Annotated in this window: 14 protein-coding genes; 12 read left to right on the top strand and 2 right to left on the bottom strand. The window is 68.8% G+C overall.

Annotated features, from left to right (window positions below):
* Positions 1 to 63: 63 nt before the first annotated feature.
* Genes kynA through AC1REM_RS06080 form a run of 4 tightly spaced genes read left to right on the top strand, consistent with a single transcriptional unit; the run spans position 64 to position 3,944 of the window.
* The gene (kynA, locus tag AC1REM_RS06095; protein ID WP_492513833.1) at positions 64 to 939 is read left to right on the top strand and encodes a tryptophan 2,3-dioxygenase; all 876 of its coding nucleotides are present in this window, start codon (positions 64 to 66) and stop codon (positions 937 to 939) included.
* A complete protein-coding gene (locus tag AC1REM_RS06090; protein WP_492513832.1) occupies positions 936 to 1,916 on the top strand; it encodes an amidohydrolase family protein in 981 nt (326 codons plus the stop codon). The genes kynA and AC1REM_RS06090 overlap by 4 nt, the downstream gene beginning before the upstream one ends.
* Positions 1,913 to 3,130: a kynureninase gene (locus AC1REM_RS06085; protein ID WP_492513831.1), complete on the top strand. Its 1,218-nt coding sequence runs from the start codon at positions 1,913 to 1,915 to the stop codon at positions 3,128 to 3,130. Before AC1REM_RS06090 ends, AC1REM_RS06085 begins: the two co-directional genes overlap by 4 nt.
* Positions 3,120 to 3,944, top strand: a complete 825-nt coding sequence (locus AC1REM_RS06080) for a PaaX family transcriptional regulator (RefSeq protein ID WP_492513830.1) — start codon at positions 3,120 to 3,122, stop codon at positions 3,942 to 3,944. Before AC1REM_RS06085 ends, AC1REM_RS06080 begins: the two co-directional genes overlap by 11 nt.
* Here the strand turns inward: AC1REM_RS06080 and AC1REM_RS06075 are convergent.
* On the bottom strand, positions 3,938 to 4,702 hold the full coding sequence (locus tag AC1REM_RS06075; RefSeq protein ID WP_492513829.1) for a helix-turn-helix domain-containing protein: 765 nt from the start codon (positions 4,700 to 4,702) through the stop codon (positions 3,938 to 3,940). The genes AC1REM_RS06080 and AC1REM_RS06075 overlap by 7 nt on opposite strands.
* A gap of 59 nt (positions 4,703 to 4,761) precedes the next feature.
* On the opposite strand from AC1REM_RS06075, the gene AC1REM_RS06070 reads away from it, so the two are divergent.
* The 8 genes from AC1REM_RS06070 to AC1REM_RS06035 all read left to right on the top strand — a co-directional run bounded on the left by AC1REM_RS06070 (position 4,762) and on the right by AC1REM_RS06035 (position 14,197).
* The gene (locus tag AC1REM_RS06070; RefSeq protein ID WP_492513828.1) at positions 4,762 to 5,844 is read left to right on the top strand and encodes a FecCD family ABC transporter permease; all 1,083 of its coding nucleotides are present in this window, start codon (positions 4,762 to 4,764) and stop codon (positions 5,842 to 5,844) included.
* Positions 5,841 to 6,905 carry a FecCD family ABC transporter permease gene (locus AC1REM_RS06065; protein WP_492513827.1) on the top strand — a complete coding sequence of 355 codons (1,065 nt, stop codon included), beginning with the start codon at positions 5,841 to 5,843 and terminating at the stop codon, positions 6,903 to 6,905. Before AC1REM_RS06070 ends, AC1REM_RS06065 begins: the two co-directional genes overlap by 4 nt.
* A complete protein-coding gene (locus AC1REM_RS06060; protein ID WP_492513826.1) occupies positions 6,902 to 7,783 on the top strand; it encodes an ABC transporter ATP-binding protein in 882 nt (293 codons plus the stop codon). The genes AC1REM_RS06065 and AC1REM_RS06060 overlap by 4 nt, the downstream gene beginning before the upstream one ends.
* A complete protein-coding gene (locus AC1REM_RS06055; protein WP_492513825.1) occupies positions 7,780 to 8,775 on the top strand; it encodes an ABC transporter substrate-binding protein in 996 nt (331 codons plus the stop codon). Before AC1REM_RS06060 ends, AC1REM_RS06055 begins: the two co-directional genes overlap by 4 nt.
* 27 nt (positions 8,776 to 8,802) lie before the next feature.
* Positions 8,803 to 10,644 carry an SIP domain-containing protein gene (locus tag AC1REM_RS06050; RefSeq protein WP_492513824.1) on the top strand — a complete coding sequence of 614 codons (1,842 nt, stop codon included), beginning with the start codon at positions 8,803 to 8,805 and terminating at the stop codon, positions 10,642 to 10,644.
* 151 nt (positions 10,645 to 10,795) lie between these two features.
* Positions 10,796 to 12,085 (top strand): M18 family aminopeptidase, encoded by a 1,290-nt coding sequence (locus tag AC1REM_RS06045; protein WP_492513823.1) that lies wholly within the window; start codon positions 10,796 to 10,798, stop codon positions 12,083 to 12,085.
* 61 nt (positions 12,086 to 12,146) lie between these two features.
* Positions 12,147 to 13,598, top strand: a complete 1,452-nt coding sequence (locus AC1REM_RS06040; RefSeq protein WP_492513822.1) for a purine-cytosine permease family protein — start codon at positions 12,147 to 12,149, stop codon at positions 13,596 to 13,598.
* Entirely contained in the window at positions 13,595 to 14,197 is a 603-nt protein-coding gene (locus tag AC1REM_RS06035; protein ID WP_492513821.1) for a cysteine hydrolase family protein, read from the top strand. Before AC1REM_RS06040 ends, AC1REM_RS06035 begins: the two co-directional genes overlap by 4 nt.
* Before the next feature lie 36 nt (positions 14,198 to 14,233).
* On the opposite strand, the gene AC1REM_RS06030 is transcribed toward AC1REM_RS06035, so the two are convergent.
* Complete coding sequence (locus tag AC1REM_RS06030) at positions 14,234 to 14,941, bottom strand: MBL fold metallo-hydrolase (protein WP_492513820.1); 708 nt, start codon at positions 14,939 to 14,941, stop codon at positions 14,234 to 14,236.
* Positions 14,942 to 15,002: the final 61 nt, after the last annotated feature.

Genomic DNA, 15,002 nt, shown 5'->3' with positions numbered 1-15,002 from the left:
GGCTAGCCTTCGGCGCACATTTCACATCTGTGACGATCGCCACGAAAGTGTTATGTTCGCTGCATGAGCAGTGACGCCGAACCGACGACCACGGGCAACGAACGCGCCCTCGAAGAGGGAATCGTCACCGATCTGCGCGACCGCATGACGTACGGCGGCTATCTCGACCTCGACCGTCTGCTCACGGCGCAGCATCCGGTCAGCTCTCCGGAGCACCACGACGAGATGCTGTTCATCATCCAGCACCAGACCACCGAGCTGTGGCTCAAGCTCGTGCTGCACGAGCTCGGCACGGCGCGCGATCGCCTCGCCGACGACGACCTGCGCGCCGCCCTGAAGCACGTCGCACGCGTCAAGCACATTCAGGAGGTGCTGACGCAGCAGTGGTCGGTGCTGGCGACTCTCACGCCCACCGAGTACGCGGAGTTCCGCGGCGAGCTCGGCAACTCCTCGGGTTTTCAATCGGTGCAGTATCGGGCGGTCGAGTTCGCCCTCGGCAACAAGAACGAGCGGATGCTGAGCGTCTTCAAGACGCACCCTGAGAACCTCGCGCTGCTGACCGCCGAGTGGGAGCGCCCGACCCTCTACGACGAGTTCCTCCGCCTCGTCGCCCGACGTGGCCTGCCGGTGCCGGCCTCGATTCTGGAGCGCGACGTTCGCGAGGCGTACCGCGAGACGCCAGAGCTGGTCGCGGTGATCCGCGAGATCTACGAGAACCCGCGCGAGCACTGGGATCTGTACGAGGCGTGCGAAGAGCTCGTCGATGTCGAAGACAACTTCCAGTTCTGGCGCTTCCGCCATCTCCGCACCGTCACCCGCACGATCGGCATGAAGAAGGGCACCGGCGGTTCGAGCGGGGTCGATTTCCTGCAGCGTGCGCTGTCGCTGACCTTCTTCCCTGAGCTGTACTCGGTGCGCACGGAGATCGGAGCGTCATGACGACGTTCGCGGTGACCTACTTCGACGGCACAACCTGGCGCGAGGGGGTGCTGGCAGTCGAAGAGGGGCGTCCCGTCCTGCGCGATGAGGCGGCGGATGCTTCGCTGCCGCGCTTCCCGCAGGCGATCGTCGGCGGTTTCACAGACCACCACGTACACCTGATGCTCGTCGACCCCGCGCCTCTCGCGCACTCGCGTCTGGGCCGCGTCCTCGACCTCGGCGCTCCGTTCGCCCGGCTGCGCGAGTGGGCGCCGAAGCTCCCCGTGCAGATCGACTTTGCCGGGGCCTTTCTCACACCTCCCGGCGGCTACCCCTCCGACCGCTGGTGGGCGCGCGAGGGTTCGGTGCGCGAGATCGCGGATGCGGATGCCGCGGCGCTCGCCGTCGCCGAGATGGTCGACGCCGGAGCATCCTGCATCAAGGTCATGAGCAACAGCGAGGCAGGACCCGTCTTCGCGGACGATCTTTTCGCCGCAGTCGTCGCGTCCGCGGCGCAACACGGGATTCCCGTCTACGCCCACGCCGAGGGCCCTGGCGAAGCCGAGCGCACGGTGCAATTGGGCGCGACGACGCTCGTGCACACCCCCTTCACCGAACGACTCGACGACGACGAGATCGCACGGCAGGCAGCATCCGCCGCCTGGATCACGACCCTTGCGATTCATGAGGGCGAGCCGCTGGCCATTGCGATCGACAATCTCCGACGCTTCGCTGCGGCGGGCGGCACCGTGCTGTACGGCACCGACATGGGCAATGGACCGACGCCCATCGACCTCCGCGCCGAGGAGATCGACGCCATGCGCGCGGCAGGCATCGAGGGTGCCGCGCTCCTCGCCGCCCTCGCCCCGATCGACCCGCGCACGCCGGGTGCTGTGCTCCTTGCCGCACCCGCACCGACCGATGACTTCGACCCTCTCGCCACCAGGCCGCTCACCGCCGACGACCTGTGTGCCCCCGCTGAACTGGAGCCCCGATGACTGACCTGCTCGACGCCGCTCGCACGCTCGACGCTGCCGATCCGCTGCACGCGCACCTCAGCGCCTTCGCAGATGCTCCCGGTGTCGACGCCTACCTCGACGGCAACTCCCTCGGACGCCCGCTCCGCGACACCGCCGAGAAGATCGCCGCGTTCGTGCGGCACGACTGGGGCACACGCCTGATCCGCTCATGGGACGAGCAGTGGATGGACCTGCCGATGGTGCTCGGGGACCGCATCGGCGCCGTGGCGCTGGGCGCCGCGTCCGGCCAGACCGTCGTTGCCGACTCGACGAGCGTGCTCATCTACAAGCTCATGCGCGCCGCTGCGGGGCATGACGCGAGCCGCACCGAGATCGTGATCGAGCGCGGCAACTTCCCCACCGATCGGTTCATCGCCGAAGGCGTCGCGGCCGAAGCGGGCATGACGCTGCGCTGGCTGGAGCCGGATGCGGTTCGCGGTGTGACCGTCGACGACGTGGCATCCCTCCTCTCCGAGCGCACCGCACTCGTCGCCCTCAGCCACGTCGACTACCGCTCGGGCGCCCTCGCCGACATGCCCGCGATCACCGCGACCGTGAAGAACGTGGGTGCGCTGATGATGTGGGACCTGTGCCACTCGGTCGGCGTGATCCCCATGCAGCTGGATGCCTGGGGCGTTGACCTCGCGGTCGGATGCACCTACAAGTACCTCAACGGCGGTCCGGGCTCCCCCGCCTTCGCCTATGTGCGGCGCGAGCTGCTCGGCACGCTGCGCCAGCCGATTCAGGGCTGGTGGGGCGCCGCCGACATCTTCGCGATGGGCCCGGAGTACGCGCCCTCCGCCGACATCCGTCAGCTGCTCAGCGGCACCCCGCCGGTCATCTCGATGCTCGCGATGCAGGGGATGCTCGACCTCATCGACAGCGTCGGCATCGACGCTGTGCGCGCGAAGTCGATCGCCCTGACCGACTTCGCAGTGCGCGCCTACGATGAGGTGCTCGCACCAGCCGGTGTGCGACTGCTCAGCACGAGGGATGCCACGCAACGCGGCAGCCATGTCACGATCGGCCACCCCTCCTTCCGTGAGGTCACCCAGACCCTCTGGGCCGACGGCGTGATCCCGGACTTCCGCTTCCCCGACGGGATCCGCCTTGGTCTCTCCCCGCTCAGCACCTCGTTCGAAGAAGTCGCCCGCGGGGTGCTCGCCGTGCGCGAGGCGATTGATGCCCGATAGCCACGGCTCTCCGGCGGCCACGGTTCTCGATGATCTCGACGCCCGCCCCGGCAGCACGACCTCCCTGCTGCGCACGATCGTCGGCCTCTACCTGCGCCCGCTGGACGGTCGGATCAGCGCGTCCGCGCTCGTTCAGCTCGCAGCCGATGCCGGCATTCCCGCGCCGCGTGCCCGCACCGGCATCACTCGTCTGAAGCAGAAGGGGCTGCTGCTCGCGGACGCGGGCGACTACGTGCTCGATCCTGCGGCTCTGCCGATGCTCGAACGCGGCGACCGTCGCATCTTCGAGATGCGGCAGATGAGCGCCGGCGATCCGTGGTGTCTCGTGTCCTTCACCGTTCCGGAGTCGCGACGCGACCTGCGCCACCAGTTGCGGCGACGCCTGCAGTGGATCGGATGCGGCGCCGTCGCGCCCGGACTCTGGATCTGCCCCGATCATCTTGCCGTCGAGGTCGAGCAGATCCTGGAAGAGCTGGATGCTCGCACCTTCGCCACCCTCTTCCAGACCGAAGACCCGCGGCCGGGAACACCGCTCACCGAGGCCGTGACGAAATGGTGGGACCTCGACGCCCTACGCGCCGAGCACGAGCGATTTCAGGCCAGGCTCGAATCGCTCGACAGGGGCACTGCTTTTCACTCCTATGTGCACCTGATCGACAGCTGGCGCGTTCTGCCCTACGTCGATCCCGGCCTGCCGTCGTCTCTGCTTCCGGCAGACTGGCCCGGCATGCACAGCTTCACGCTCTTCGAGAAGCTGTCGTCGCGCTGGGCCGGCGCCGCCTGGAGTCACGTGCGCGCGGTCACGAGTCACTGAGAGCGTGCGCGGGCCCGGAACTCTGAGGGCGTGCACCCCGCCCAACGACGGAAGGCGAGGGTGTAGCCGTTCGGGCTGAACCCCACGGCACGGGCGATCAGCGCGACTGGCTCGTCGCCGAGCAGCCGAGCCGTGGAGAGCTCGAGACGGAAGCAGGTCGTCCACTCCGAGTACGGCCGCCCGGTCTCGGCGAGGAACGCCCGTCGGATGCTGGCGGTGGAGGCGTGCAGCTTCGCCGCCCAGTCTTCGAGGGAGAGCAGATGCGCCGGCGCCACCCGCAGATACTCCATGATGGGGTGCGTCAACGGCCCGACGGGCAGCCGCAGCCCCTCGCGCAGCACAGGAGCGTCGCAGACGGCGTCGGCGATGCGGCGCTCGCGCTGTCTCGTGCGCGCGGGATCGTGGTCTCGACCCCAGGCGAGGATCACGGCGCGCAGCTCGGCATCGATCGGAATCCCGCGCACCCCGGTGTGCGAGAGACACGCAACGGCGGCGTCATCCAGGATGTCGACCGCAAGCGGCAGCAGGTCGGTCCCGAAGCGCCCTTCGTGCACGACGTGCGGGGGGACCCAGACGCCGTGGGTCGAGTCGAAGGGGTGTTCGCGCCCGTCGACGACGAGCACGCCGGACCCGACGATCGCCGTGACGAGATGACCGTAGGAATGGCTGTGGGCCGCGTGCCCCCAGTCTTTGAGGTCGCCGAAGTCGGAGGCAGCCGGCGGTGGGGACGGCGCAGCGGCGGGGATTGAGCGGAGCAAGGGACACCTCGATCGCTGAGTGTGATTCAGGGCAACTTAGGTAAGCCTACGCTCATTCAATGCCCTCTCTCCTCGCGTCCTCTCCGGTCGCCTCCCCGGAGGACGCGCTCCGCATGGCCCTGCGGGACACCGTGCAGACCGGCGCCCGCCGGCGTGTTCTCGGTCTCGTGGCGCTGCTGGTGCTCAGTGTGATCGGGATCGTCCTCGGTCTCGCGCTCGGCGCGCGCGACATCGCGCCGTGGACGGTGATCGAGGCGCTTCTCGGGGCCCGTGCCGACGGCGAATACGAGGCGCTCGTCATCATGACCGAGCGGATGCCGCGCACCCTCCTCGCCCTGCTCGTCGGTGCGTGCCTGGGCTGCTCGGGCGTGATCATGCAGGCACTCACACGCAACCCTCTCGCCGACCCCGGCATTCTCGGAATCGAGCTCGGCGCCGCCTTCGCAGTACTCCTCGGCATTCTCTTCGCCGGAGTGCGCGGCGCCTCCTCCTACTTCTGGTGGGCCTTGGCCGGATCCGCGGTCACCGCCGTCATCGTGCTGCTGATCGCACGACTCGCGAGCTTCGCTGCGAGCACCACGATCAGCCTGGTCATCGCCGGCGCCGCGATGTCGGCGATCCTCGGATCCCTCATCACCCTGCTGATCATCCGCGACACCGCCGTCTACGCGCACTACAACTACTGGTCGGTCGGCCAGCTCACGGGACGCGGCGGCGTGATCGACGAGATCTGGCCTTTCGCCGTCATCGGGCTTGCCCTCGCGCTCGTGCTCGGTCGCGCCCTGAACGCGCTCGCGCTGGGTGATGAGGTCGCCGCAGGACTCGGAGTCCCGGTCGTGCGCTGGCAGCTCTTCGGCGCAGGCGTCGCCGTGCTGCTGTGCGCGGCAGCCACGGCCGCGGTGGGCCCTGTCGCCTTCGTCGGACTGCTCGGTGCGCACACGGCGCGCCTGCTGGTCGGCGCGGACCACCGCTGGCTGCTGCCCTACGGCACCCTGTGCGGTGCCGTCCTCCTCCTTTTCGCGGATGTCGCCTGCCGTCTCCTCCCGGGAAGCGGTGAGCTGCAGGTCGCGATCGCGACGGCCGTGATCGGTGCCCCCGTCTTCGTCATGCTCGCCCGCGGTCGGCGGGTGATCCCGGTATGACAGCTCTCGACGCGCCTCGCGTTCTCGCTGCCACGGAGGACGGCACGCTCCTGACCCGCCTCCGCATCGCGCGGAGCGCAGCCCGACGACGATCCGCCGCTGTAGCGATCGTCCTGTTCACTGTGCTGGTCGCGCTCCTTGTCGTCGAGGTGCTCGTCGGAGGATCCGCGGACGTGCCGTTCGACGAGATCCTTCCTTCGGCGCTCGGATTCGGTGACGGTCTCTCGGCCTACGTGATCCACGAGACCCGCGTTCCCCGCGCCCTCACGGCCGCTCTCGCCGGCGCGCTGTTCGGCCTCGCAGGGCAGATGTACCAGCGGCTGGTCGGCAACGTGCTGGCCACCCCCGACATCCTCGGCATCTCGGCAGGTGCCGCCGCCGCCGCAACCGCAGTGATCACGCTCGGAGTGATCGGAATCGGCGTACAGGTGAGCGCCGTACTCGGCGCCGTGGTCGCCTCGACGCTCGTCTTCCTGCTCAGCTGGCAGGGCGGGGTCAGCGCGTACCGGCTCGTTCTCGTCGGAATCGGCATCGGCGCCTGCGCGAGCGCGGTCACCACCTATCTCGTCACGCGCGCAGACGAGATGAGCATGGAGCGCGCCCTGCGCTGGATCATCGGCTCACTCAGCGGATCTGACTGGGCCGGCGTCGCTGTTCTCCTCGCCACGGTCGTCGCGGGCGGCATCGCCGCTGCGCTGCTCGCACCGGCGCTCGGCACCTTCGCTCTGGGCGACGAACTGGCGGCGGGACTCGGCACACGGGTGACGCGGGTGCGCCTGGCCGCGCTTCTCCTCGGTGCCGCCCTCGCCGCGATCGCGACGAGCATCACGGGGCCGATCGGATTCGTCGCCCTCGTCTCGGGACCGATCGCCGCACGCCTGTCCGGCCGGTCGGATGCTCCCGCCACAGCGGCGCTCGTCGGCGCCGTCGTCGTCACCGCAGCCGACCTCGTCGCCCAGACCGCGCCGTTCATCTCTCCGGCACCCACCGGCAGCATCACGGCCGTGATCGGCGCCCCCGCACTCGTCTACCTGCTCATCCGTCGTCGGAGGACCTCATGACCCGCGTTCTGCCATCCGCCGCACGGCCCTCCACCGAGGCCACGGTCGACTCCCCCGCGGCACTCCGTGCCGAAGGCATCCGACTCGGCTACGACACGCGCGTCGTGATCGACGGCATCGACGTCGCCTTCCCGCAGGGATCGATCACAGCGCTCATCGGACCGAACGCCTGCGGCAAATCGACTCTTCTCAAGGGGCTCTCCCGTCTGCTGCCCCCGCAGTCAGGGTCGGTGCTGCTCGACGGGGTCGATCTGCACACGCTGCCCAGCCGCACGGTCGCGCAGCGTCTGGGTCTGCTGCCGCAGAGCCCCCTCGCCCCCGAGGGAATCACCGTCGCCGACCTCGTCGCGCGCGGCCGGCACCCGCACGGTCGGCTGCTGCGCCGTCCAGCGCACGATGACCTCGCGATCGTCGCCGAGGCGCTCACGGTCACGGGCATCGCCGACCTGGCAGAGCGTCCCGTGGATGCGCTCTCCGGCGGGCAGCGACAACGCGCCTGGATCGCGATGGCGCTCGCCCAGCAGACACCGCTGCTGCTGCTCGACGAGCCGACGACCTTCCTCGACATCGCCCACCAGATCGAGGTCCTCGACCTGCTCGCCGACCTCCGCGACACCCGCGGCAAGACGATCGTCATGGTGCTGCACGACCTCGAGCAGGCGGCCGCCTACGCCGATCAGCTCGTCGTCGTGAGCGACGGACAGATCGTCGCGCACGGCGATCCATCGGCCGTGCTCACGGAAGAGCTCGTCTTCGACGTCTTCGGGCTGCGGTCCCGGATCATCCCCGACCCCGACACGGGAACACCCCTTGTCCTTCCGCGCGGCCGACATGCGCTCGCGCGACTCACCACCACACCGTCACAGGAGAACCGATGAACATCCCGTCCCGCCCCGCTCTGCTCCGCGTCAGCGCTGTAACCCTCGGCCTTGTGCTCGCCGGTGGAGCCCTCGCCGGGTGCAGCGCCGATCGCACGCAGGCCTCGACCAGCACATGCGGCACTTTCCCGTACACGCTGGACCACGCGTTCGGCACCGTGACGCTGGATGCTGCCCCGAAGCGCGTCGCTGTCGTCACCGACGTCGATCTCGACATCGCTCTGGCCCTCGGAGTGGAACCGGTCATCTACCCCGGCTATGAACTGGGCGCCTGGCAGCAGGAGTATTTCGACGAGAACGGCATCGAGCTCGACAGCTACGACCCCGCCGATGGCATCGACTTCGAGGCCATCGCCGCGTCCAAGCCCGATGCCATCCTCGCGACGAGCGGGTGGAGCCTCGACGAGGACTACGCCAAGCTCAACGCGATCGCCCCCGTCATCGCGTACACCTCAGACAACGGTCTCGACTCGATGACCTGGATCGAGCGCACCGAACTCGCGGGCTGCGCCCTGGGGCTCGGGGATGAGGCGGATGCCGCCGTGTCGGCCGTGACCGACGCCTTCGCCGATGCCGCCGCCGAGCATCCGGAGTTCGCTGGAAAGACCATCACCTACGCCGTCATCCACCCCGACCAGATCACGTACAGCTCCTGGGAGGGCAGCGACGTGACCTTCTTCACCGACCTGGGCTTCGTGCTTCCGCCGGAGGCATCCGAGTTCACCGGAGACACGACAGGGCTCAGCAAGGAGAACGTCGACAAGCTCAACGCCGATGTGCTCGTCGTCGGATTCCCGTTCGGGGATGAGGGGATGCTCAGCCGCGATCAGCTCGAATCGGATGCGCTCTTCCAGAGCCTGCCCGTCGTCAAGGCCGGTGGGTACACGGTGATCGGCGACGACGTCGCCTCCCCCATCGCCTACCCCTCGCCGCTCGGCCTGCCCTGGGCGTTGAAGAACGTGCTCCCCTTCCTCGCCGACGCGGCGTCCTGACACCTCCACGAGAAGAGAGACGTCTTCATGGCACGCAGCATCCGCCCCTCCACGATCGAGCCGATCACGCTCCGCGAGCTGACAGTGCTCGACTCCTTCGACATCTCGTCGAGCATGCGTCGGATCGTGCTCGGCGGTGAGCAGCTCGCAGACTTCCGCCGCGACCCCTTCGATCTGCCTGCGCTCGTCAGCCAGGGGTTCGACGATGAGATCAAGGTCTTCTTCCCCGACCCGCTCACCGGCGAGCTCCATCTGCCCATCCAGCGCGAGAACGTGATCGAGTGGCCGCGCGACCCTCGCCCTGTCGCACGCACCTACACGGTGCGCGCGATCGACGGAGAGAACGCACGCCTCGAACTCGATTTCGTGCTGCACGGCACCGGCGTCGCCTCGACCTGGGCCCGCGGCTGCGAGGTCGGCGACCGCGTGCACATCGCTGGACCCAAGATGTCGCTGCTGCACCCGGTGGGCGCGGACTGGCTGCTGATCGCGGGCGATGACACCGCGATCCCTGCGATCGCGCGCTGGGTCGAGGAGCTTGCCCCCGACGTCACCGCGGAGGTCTTCATCGAGGTGAGCGGACCCGCCGATGAGCAGCCGATCGACGCGCACCCCGGCGTACGCATCACCTGGGTGCATCGCGGTCCGGTGGCGGCGGGCACGACGACGCACCTCGCGGATGCGGTGCTGCGCACCCCGTGGCACGACGGCACTCCTTTCGCGTGGGTGGCCGGCGAGACGCTCGCGATCAAACCGATCCGGCGCTGGCTGCGCGAAGACAAGGGCCTGCCGCCCGAGCGCGTCGAGGTCACCGGGTACTGGCGTCGCACCGAGGTCGACGAGATCGAGGGCACGGGTGGATTGCCCGACCCCGACAGCGAGATCGACGATGTCGAGCGGATGCACGAGCTGATCGACCCCGTCCCGTCGCGCGCGATTCGCGTCGCCGCGACGCTCGGTGTCGTTCCGGCGATCCGTCGCGGCCATACGACGGCATCCGCGATCGCCGAGACGGTGGGCGCCGACGCGGTCGCGCTCGGCAAGCTGCTGCGCTACCTCAGCACGATCGAGGTGCTGGAGACTCTGCCCGACGGCGGCTACGGCCTGACCTCGCTGGGCTCCGCGCTGGACGATGAGGAGGCGATCGACCAGCTCGATCTGCGCCATCCTCTGGGTGGGTTGATCCGTGTGTTCGACGCACTCCTCGATACCGTCGAGGGCGGCGCACCCGTCGCATCCCGCGTGTTCGGCGGCACGATCGACGAACTGGGCGACGCCTCACCCGCCGTCGCCGCCGCGCACGAGGAGCATGCCGTCGACGAGCTGGAGTGGCTGCGCCCCGCGTTCGCACGGGCGTACTCCTTCGCAGCGGGTGAGCGCGTCACCGCAGGCGGCGCGGGAGCGGCGACGCTGCTCGCCGACGCGCTCGCTTCGGCTTCACCTCCGGCTCTCTCCCTCATCGTCCGCCCGTCGCGCGCCGAGGCCGCTCTCGCCCTGATCGACGAGCGATCCCGACCGCACGTCACGATCCACCCCGGCACGGTGCTCGGCACCTGGCCCGAGGCGGAGACCGTGATTCTGGGCAGCGCGCTCGCGGTGCTGCCCGACGCAGATGCCGTCCTCACGCTCCAGCGGGCGCACGCCGCGGTGACCCCCGGCGGACGGATGCTGGTCGTCGAGCACCTTCTCGAAGAAGCAGAGATCGATGATCACGACGCGGCAGAAGACCTGCAGCTCTACGGCCTGTACGGCTCTGGCTTCCGTACACGCGAAGAGGTCCTGTCGCTGATCGAGCGCGCGGGACTCACGGTCGCCACCGAGACGGTGATCGGCTGGGGCGAGCCCGTCTTCGAGATCGCTGGCGGGTAGGCGGCGCCTTCGCCGAGTGGTGTTCACCCGCGCAGAACGACCAGCGCGTGAACACTGCTCGGCAACTCAGGACGTGCGGGGTCGGCGACGGGGAGCAGCCGGCCCCGCCGGATACGATCGAAGGGTCTGCTCCCACAAGGAAGGCCGGTCGATGACCCCCACCCCCGCAGCCCTCAGCCACGCCGAAGACCTCGCGGACTTCGTCGCCGCATCGCCCTCGAGCTACCACGCCGCGGAAGAGGTCGCACGCCGCCTCGAAGCCGCCGGCTTCGTCCGTCTCGACGAACACGACGCGTGGCCGACGCAGGCCGGCGGGCGCTTCGTGGTGGTTCGCGATGGCGCGGCGATCGCCTGGGCTGTGCCCGCGGAGGCCACGGCGACGACCGGCACGCGCATCTTCGGCGCGCACACGGACTCCCCCGGGTTCAAGCTCAAGCCGCAGCCGACGACCGGTCACAAGGGCTGGCTGCAGGCCGGTGTCGAGGTGTACGGCGGCCCGCTGCTGAACTCGTGGCTCGATCGCGAGCTGCGCTTGGCCGGGCGCCTGGCGATGGCTGATGGCTCTGTCGTGCTGGCCGCGACCGACGCGCTGCTGCGCCTGCCGCAGCTAGCGATCCACCTCGACCGCGGCGCGAACAACGGCCTCTCGCTCGACAAGCAGTTCGAGACCCAGCCGGTGTGGGGCCTCGGCGATCCGGGCGACGCCGATCTGCTTGCGGAGCTCGCGGATGCCGCAGGGGTCGATGCCGCAGACATCCGCGGCTTCGACGCGGTCGTGGCGGATGCTGCGCCGGGTGCCGTCTTCGGCAAAGATTCGGCGTTCTTCGCGAGCGGCCGCCTCGACGACCTGGCCTCCGTGCACGCGGGCGTCGTCGCGCTGGCAGCGCTGGCCTCGGCGCCCGTCGACGGCGATGTCATTCCGGTACTGGCCGCGTTCGACCACGAAGAACTCGGCTCCGCGTCGCGATCCGGTGCCGCGGGCCCCTTCCTCGAAGACATCCTCGAGCGCATCTACGCCGGCCTCGGTGCAGACATTTCCGAGAAGCACCGCGCCTACGCGGCATCCTGGTGCCTGTCGAGCGACGTGGGGCACTCGGTGCACCCGAACTACGCCGCGAAGCACGACCCGGTGGTACAGCCGCTGCTCGGCTCGGGCCCCATCCTCAAGATCAACGCGAATCAGCGCTATGCCACCGATGCCGTGGGCGCCGCCGCGTGGGCAGGCTGGTGCGAGAGCGCGGGCGTCGCCTCACAGGAGTTCGTGTCGAACAACTCGGTTCCCTGCGGTTCGACGATCGGTCCGATCACGGCGACGCGACTCGGCATCCGCACGGTCGATGTGGGCATCCCGATCCTGTCGATGCACTCGGCTCGTGAGCTTGCCGGCGTGACCGACCTGTACGACCTCGCGCGGGTCGCGGAGGCGTTCTTCACGCGCTGACACCGCAGACAGCCTCGGACGTTCCCACCCGCACGCCCCCGGCCGGTGCCAATATGGGCGTATGAGCGAAACCACCACGGTGCCGTCGACTCTCATCGAGCGCGCCGGGATCGAGATCATCCCCGAGTCCGAACGCACGGCGAAGCCGCGCGATCTGTTCTGGCCGTGGTTCGCGGCGAACGTCTCGGTGTTCGGCATGTCGTACGGGTCGTTCGTGCTCGGGTTCGGCATCTCGTTCTGGCAGGCCACGCTCGTGTCGATCATCGGCATCGTCGTGTCGTTCTTCCTCTGCGGGCTGATCGCCATCGCCGGGAAGCGCGGCTCCGCACCCACCATGGTGCTGTCGCGCGCCGCCTTCGGCGTGCACGGGCAGAAGATCCCGGGCATCGTCTCCTGGCTGACCTCGATCGGCTGGGAGACCTTCCTCGCGATCATGGCGGTGCTCGCCACAGCGACCGTCATCACGCAGCTGGGCGGCGACGGCGACAGTGTCGTGCTCAAGATCATCGCGACGGTCATCGTGGCCGCGCTCATCGTGGCAGCCTCCGTGCTCGGCTATCACACGATCATGAAGATGCAGTCGATCCTCACGTGGATCACCGGCGCGGTCACGATCCTCTACGTGATCCTCGCCGTGCCGCACATCGACTTCGCGGCGGTCCTCGCTCGCCCCGATGGAGGAATCGGCCAGGTCATCGGCGCACTCGTCATGGTCATGACCGGCTTCGGTCTCGGCTGGATCAACATCGCCGCGGACTGGTCGCGCTATCAGAAGCGCACAGCCTCGGATGCCGCGATCGTCGGATGGAACACCTTCGGCGGCGCAATCGCCCCCGTCATCCTCGTCGTCTTCGGCCTGCTCCTCGCCGGCTCCGACCAGGAGCTCATGGATGCCGTCGGCGCCGACCCGATCGGCGCACTCGCGTCGATTCTGCCGGTCTGGGTGCTGGTGCCGTTCCTGCTCACCGCCGTGCTCGCACTCGTCTCCGGCGCGGTGCTCGGCATCTACTCCTCGGGCCTGACGCTCATCAGCCTCGGCATCCGCATCCCGCGCCCTTCGGCGGCGGCGATCGACGGCGTCATCCTGACGCTCGGCACGATCTACGTCGTGTTCTTCTCCGCTGACTTCCTCGGCCCGTTCCAGAGCTTCCTCATCACGCTCGGTGTTCCGCTCGCCTCCTGGGCGGGCATCCTGATCGCTGACATCCTGCGCCGCAGGAAGACGTACGACGAAGACGGACTCTTCGACGCCAACGGCCGTTACGGCGCCTGGGACTGGACCTCCATCGGCACGATGATCGTCGCGTCGATCATCGGCTGGGGCTTCGTGCTCAACGGCTTCGCGGACGCCGCCCCGTGGAACAACTGGCAGGGCTACTTCCTCGGTCTCGTGGGCGGGGCGGACGGCGACTGGGCCTACGCCAACCTCGGAGTCTTCTTCGCCCTGGTGCTCTCGTTCCTCGTGACCTACTTCGCGCGTGCCGCGAAGATCCGAGCGCAGGAGAACGGATGACGAACCCGGTCGTCGAGAACGCGAAGAACCTCGCCGTGTCGGAACCGATCACTCCGCAGCCGTGGCTCATCGTGATCGACCCGCAGAACATCTTCGCGGCCCCGGATTCCGCGTGGGGCTCGCCCTTCTTCGCCGCGGCGATGCCTCAGATCACGCGTCTTGCCGAGGCCTTCGGTGAGCGCGTGCTCGTGACGCGATGGATGCCGACGGCGGATCGCTCGACATCATGGGGGGCGTACTTCGCCGACTGGCCGTTCGCGGATCAGCCCGCGGATGATCCGCTTTTCTCACTGGTGCCGGATGCTGCCGCGCTGAGCCCGCACCCGACACTGGACCTCCCCACCTTCGGCAAGTGGGGGCCCGAACTGGAGGCGATCATCGGCCATGGAGCGCACATCGTGCTGGCCGGTGTCAGCACCGACTGCTGTGTGATCTCCACTGCGCTCGCCGCGGCCGATGCCGGGGCGTACGTCACGGTCGCCGCCGATGCCTGCGCGGGATCGACCGCCGAGAATCACGCGGCTGCGCTCCACATCATGGGCCTCTACCCACCGCAGATCTCACTCAGTGACACCGCGAGGGTGCTCGCGTCTCGCTGACGCGCGCCGCGGGGTCGAACCCCGAGCTCGTCGGCGCTAGCGAGCACGAAGGGCGTCGACGAGCACGGCGGGCGAGCCCTGCCATGCCTCGCCGTGGCCCGGGAGCACCCACGATGCCGACAGATTCTTGAGGCGGTCGAGGGATGCATCCGCGCGGGCGGGGTCGTCCGTGAACGGCGCCGCCTGCGGTCCGAGCTCTCCTGTGAGCACATGACGCGTCGTGAGCGCATCGCCGACGAACAGCGCGTTCACCGCGGGGACATGCACGGCAATGCTGCCCGGCGAATGGCCGGGGATGCCCACGATCACCGGGGAGCCGGGGAGCTCCAGCACATCGCCGTCGGCGACGACGCTCATCTCCTGCACGTACTTCGTACGGAGACCTCCCCTGCTGAGGGCATAGGTGAAGAACGACACGACGCCGGCAAGGGCCATCCGCTCGACGCCCGTCTTCGGCTTCTTGCCCGTGCGCGCACGCTCTTCGTCAGCCTCGTGGATGAACACGGGGACCCCGGCCTCCTGTCTCAGCCGCTCTGCGAATCCGATGTGGTCGGAGTCGCCGTGGGTCAGGATGACTCCGCGCACGTCGCTGAGCGAGCGCCCGATTGCGGCGAGTTCATTGTGCAGATCTTTCCAGTGCCCCGGCAGCCCTGCGTCGATCAGGGTGATGCCCTCGGGCAGGTCGATCAGATAGGACGCGACGATGTCGTTGCCAAGGCGGTGCAGGTGTGGTGCGAGTTTCATCAGGAGCTTTCTGAGCGCGAGGGGATGACATGGCTACGTTAGTTAGCTATCATGGCTACTG

Source organism: Microbacterium sp. GW823-FHT02G05, assembly GCF_058797175.1.
The sequence above is the reverse complement of the archived record's forward strand: the minus strand, read 5'-3'. Positions and strand labels throughout refer to the sequence as shown.

Bases quoted from the DNA above. Each gene is read 5' to 3' on its own strand.
- kynA (WP_492513833.1), top strand. From the start codon at position 64: ATGAGCAGTGACGCCGAACCGACGACCACGGGCAACGAACGCGCCCTC.
- AC1REM_RS06090 (WP_492513832.1), top strand. From the start codon at position 936: ATGACGACGTTCGCGGTGACCTACTTCGACGGCACAACCTGGCGCGAG.
- AC1REM_RS06085 (WP_492513831.1), top strand. From the start codon at position 1,913: ATGACTGACCTGCTCGACGCCGCTCGCACGCTCGACGCTGCCGATCCG.
- AC1REM_RS06080 (WP_492513830.1), top strand. From the start codon at position 3,120: ATGCCCGATAGCCACGGCTCTCCGGCGGCCACGGTTCTCGATGATCTC.
- AC1REM_RS06070 (WP_492513828.1), top strand. From the start codon at position 4,762: ATGCCCTCTCTCCTCGCGTCCTCTCCGGTCGCCTCCCCGGAGGACGCG.
- AC1REM_RS06065 (WP_492513827.1), top strand. From the start codon at position 5,841: ATGACAGCTCTCGACGCGCCTCGCGTTCTCGCTGCCACGGAGGACGGC.
- AC1REM_RS06060 (WP_492513826.1), top strand. From the start codon at position 6,902: ATGACCCGCGTTCTGCCATCCGCCGCACGGCCCTCCACCGAGGCCACG.
- AC1REM_RS06055 (WP_492513825.1), top strand. From the start codon at position 7,780: ATGAACATCCCGTCCCGCCCCGCTCTGCTCCGCGTCAGCGCTGTAACC.
- AC1REM_RS06050 (WP_492513824.1), top strand. From the start codon at position 8,803: ATGGCACGCAGCATCCGCCCCTCCACGATCGAGCCGATCACGCTCCGC.
- AC1REM_RS06045 (WP_492513823.1), top strand. From the start codon at position 10,796: ATGACCCCCACCCCCGCAGCCCTCAGCCACGCCGAAGACCTCGCGGAC.
- AC1REM_RS06040 (WP_492513822.1), top strand. From the start codon at position 12,147: ATGAGCGAAACCACCACGGTGCCGTCGACTCTCATCGAGCGCGCCGGG.
- AC1REM_RS06035 (WP_492513821.1), top strand. From the start codon at position 13,595: ATGACGAACCCGGTCGTCGAGAACGCGAAGAACCTCGCCGTGTCGGAA.
- AC1REM_RS06030 (WP_492513820.1), bottom strand. From the start codon at position 14,941: ATGAAACTCGCACCACACCTGCACCGCCTTGGCAACGACATCGTCGCG.